The sequence below is a fragment of the Thermodesulfobacteriota bacterium genome (genome assembly GCA_040755095.1).
GTDB lineage: Bacteria > Desulfobacterota > Desulfobulbia > Desulfobulbales > JBFMBH01 > JBFMBH01.
Genome location: JBFMBH010000211.1, coordinates 1 through 4,092, shown reverse-complemented (window position 1 = coordinate 4,092; position 4,092 = coordinate 1). Strand labels below are relative to the sequence as shown.

The window sequence follows — 4,092 nt, the reverse complement described above, 5'->3', positions numbered from 1 at the left end:
GAAGCTACGCCACAGACACGGCCACCCTCCTTGAGATCCCGCCTTCCGGGGCAGATCCGCCCCGGCCCCATTGAAGCCCGCCCAACCCCCGGGGCTTGGTGGCTAGACTCGGACGCCTTCCGGGGCAGATCCGCCCCGGCCCCATTGAAGCTCGTCCGCCAGGGCGTACTGGATGCCATAGATGGCCGCCTTCCGGGGCAGATCCGCCCCGGCCACGGGGGGCTCCGCGAGCTGGTCAAGGTCAACCCGTCACGCGCCAAAGCAGGACGTTCCCCAGTTGTCCGCTTGGATCGGACGACTGCCGGGGGTGGAGCCGGGCAGCCGTCTTGCATCAACCGCCCAACGCTTCTATGGTGAGGGGGCAAGGCCGGACGGCATGGTCGAGATCGCGGTGCGTGTGGGCGCTGCCAACCGCGTGAAGGGCTCCTTGGGTGCCCATGACCCCAGGGAACGGGACGCCATGCCGGCCGGCCTTGCACCCGCCAGGGTGTCTTCTTCCGCTGAGCGCGACATCGTTGCCGCTCTTGGACCGTAACCGCAGACGTGGGACGCATGGTTGCCAGGGGGGCCACCCTGCCAGGAGGCGCATGCGGGCCGGGGTGTGCGCCGCCCCGGCCTGGCCCACCCACGGGCGTGGCGGTGGGGCGGCAGGACGGCCCGCAAGAAATACTGGCCACCAGAGCGGACTTTCGGCGTGTTATCCATGCCGGTGCGCCCCGCACATGGCAACCCACAGGTCCCATGACTCCCATGATTCCCGTAGCTCCCATGGACCCATGGGGCTTACAGGACCTGCAAGACTTGTGGAAGGCCACCACGGAGGGACTGCCGGCGTTTGACCCAGTTGGTACGCCCGGGCATGGCAACTCCTGGGAATGGCGGCCGGCATCGAGGGGGCGGGGTGGAAGGAAAGGCCGGAAGGCATGGCGTCCCGTCAACTGGGGTTGCGGGCCCCCCGAAGGCTCTTCACGCGGTTGAGCGCCCACACGCACCGCGATCTCGACCATGCCGTTCCGGCCTTTCGCGACCAGTATTGGCCGGGGCGGAGGGCAGGGCCAACCCCCGACCCCGATTCCGATACCGACCCCGACCCCGAGGAAGGCTCACAAGGGGTGTCGATTGGGCGGCCCCGCGGGGGGCGTCGTCACGGGGTGGTGGTGGCCTTGCGCCGGCGGCCGAGCAGGCGGGCGGGCAGGCGCTGCAGGGCATCGAGGTACAGGTAATAGATCGGGGTGATGTACAGGGTCAGGAACTGGGAGAAGACGAGGCCGCCTACCACGGCGATGCCCAAGGGCTGGCGGGCCTCGCCGCCGGCGCCATATCCCAGGGCGATGGGCAGGGTGCCGGCCAGGGCGGCCATGGTGGTCATCATGATCGGCCGGAAGCGGATCAGGCAGCCGTCGACGATGGCGGCCTCCGGCTCCTTGCCGTGCCGGCGCTGCGCCTCCAGGGCAAAGTCGATCATCATGATGGCGTTCTTCTTGACGATGCCGATGAGCATGATCACCCCGACGAAGCCGTAGAGGTTCAGATCCATGCCGGCAGAACGGAGGGCGAGGAGCGCCCCGAAGCCTGCGGCCGGCAGGCCGGAGAGGATGGTCAGGGGGTGGATGAAGCTTTCGTAGAGGATGCCGAGCACGAGGTAGATGACGGCGATGGCCACCACCAGGAGCAGCCACAGCCCGGTCATGGAGGCCTGGAAGGCCTGGGCCGTGCCCTGGAAGGAGGTGCTGATGCCCGGCGGCAGGATCTCCCGGGCCGCAGCCTCCACCGCGGTCATGCCCTGGCTCAAGGCTACCCCGGGCCGGAGGTTGAAGGACAGGGTGACCGACGGCAGCTGGCCCAGGTGGTTGACCGTGGAGGGGCCGGCGGTGCGCATCACCCGGGTCACCGCTTCCAGGGGCACCAGCTGGCCGCTGCCGGAGCGGATCCGCAGCAGGGCCAGGGCGTCCGGCTCGGCCCGCAGCTCCGGGGCCAGCTCCAGGATCACCTGGTACTGGTTGTCGGGGGCGCGGATGGTGGAGACCTGGCGGGAGCCGTAGGCGGAGAACAGGGCCTCCTCGATGGCCTGGGCCGAGACCCCCAGGGCCGCGGCCCGGTCCCGGTCGATGGCCAGCTCCAGCTGCGGGTTTCTCATCTCCAGGTCGCTGGTGACATCCTGCAGGGTATCGAGCTCCCGCAGCCGCGCCTCCAGCCGGCCGACGGCCTCATACAGGGCGCCCGTGTCCGGGGCCTGCAGGGTGAACTGGTACTGGCTCTTGGTGAGCTGGCCGCCGATGCGGATCGGCGGCAGGTTTTGCAGAAACATCCGGATCCCCGGCACCTTGGCCACCCGCCGGCGCAGCTCCTCGATGATCTCGTCGGCGGCAAGGGTGCGCTCATCCCGCGGCGCCAGGCGCAGGAACATGCGGCCGGTGTTGACGGTGGCGCTGGCGCCGCTGGCGCCGATGGAGGACATGAAGCTTTCCACATGGGGATCTTTGGCTACCACCGCGGCCCGCTCCTGCTGGCGGGCCGCCATGCCGGCAAAGGAGATGCCCTGGGCCGCCTCGGTGAAGGCAAAGATGCGGCCGGTGTCCTCGCTGGGCAGAAAGCCCTTGGGCATGGCGCCAAAGAGGCGGATGGTGACCACCAGGATGACCACGGTGGCCACCAGCATCAGGAGCCGCAGCCGCAGGACCAGACTGAGGCTCCAGGCGTAGGCCCGGAGCATCAGCTGGAAGAATCCTTCCAGGAGCCGGGTGAACAGGCCCGGCTGGCCATGGCCGCCGGGTCGCAGCAGGCGGCTGGCCAGCATGGGGGTGAGGCTCAGGGAGATGAAGCCCGACACCAGGATGGCGGCGCCGATGGTGACTGCAAACTCGTGGAGCAGCCGGCCAAGGATGCCGCCCATGAACAGCACCGGGATGAAGACCGCCACCAGGGACAGGGTCATGGAGACGATGGTGAAGCCCACCTCCCGGGTGCCGGCCAGGGCCGCAGTCATGGGGGGCTCGCCCCGCTCCAGATGGCGGACGATGTTCTCGAGGACGACGATGGCGTCGTCCACCACGAAGCCCACCGCCAGAACCAGGGCCATGAGGGACAGGTTGTTGAGGCTGAAGCCGGCCAGGTGCATGACCGCGAAGGTGGCCACCACGGAAAAGGGCAGGGCCAGGCTGGGGATGAGGGTGGCGGACAGGTTGCGGAGAAAAAGAAAGATCACCAGCACCACCAGGCCCATGGCCAATACCAGGGTGAGCTTGACGTCGTGCACCGACTCGCGGATGGAGACCGACCGGTCGTACAGGATGTCGAGATCGATGGTGGCCGGCAGCTGGGAGCGGAAGGAGGGGAGAAGCTCCCGGATCCGATCCACCACCGCCACGGTGTTGGTGCCCGGCTGGCGCTGAATGGCCAGCACGATCGCCCGGGTGTTGTTGTACCAGCTGGCCACCTGGTCGTTCTCGACGCTGTCGATCACCCGGCCCAGCTCGCCAAGCCGCACCGGGTGGCCCTGCCGCCAGGCCACCACCAGGGGCCGGAAGGCGGCGGCATCGAGGAGCTGGCCCCGGGCCTGGAGCACGAAGGCCTGTTCGGGGCCGGAAAGGGTGCCGGTGGGCAGGTCCACGTTGCCGGCCTGGATGGCCCGGGTGACCTCGTCGAGCCCCAGGCCCCGGCTGGCCAGCTGCCGGGGGTCGAGCTGGACCCGTACCGCGTACTTCTGGGAGCCGAAGACCTGAACCTGGGCCACCCCGCTGATGGTGGAAATGCGCTGGGCGATGAAGGTGTCCGCGTACTCGTTCACGGTGGGCAGGGGCAGGGTGGGGCTGGCCACTGCCAGGTAGAGGACCGGCTGGTCCGCGGGATTGGTCTTCTGGAACGAGGGCGGAGTGGGCAGGTCCGGCGGCAGCTGGCGGGCCGCCTTGGCGATCATCGCCTGCACGTCCTGGGCCGCGGCGTCGATGTCCCGGTCGAGGTCGAAGGTGAGGGTGATCCGGGACACCCCCAGGGCGTTCGACGAGGACATGGTCGCAAGACCGGCGATGGTGGAGAACTGCCGCTCCAGAGGCGTGGCCACCGCGGCGGCCATGGTCTCGGGGCTGGCGCCTG

At 69.2% G+C, this 4,092-nt stretch carries 1 protein-coding gene; it reads right to left on the bottom strand.

Annotated elements, in window-relative coordinates; all coding sequences use genetic code 11:
* Nucleotides 1–1,144: 1,144 nt before the first annotated feature.
* Nucleotides 1,145–4,092, bottom strand: a 2,948-nt coding sequence (locus AB1634_18805) for an efflux RND transporter permease subunit (protein MEW6221563.1), incomplete at its 5' end; no start/stop codon positions are given.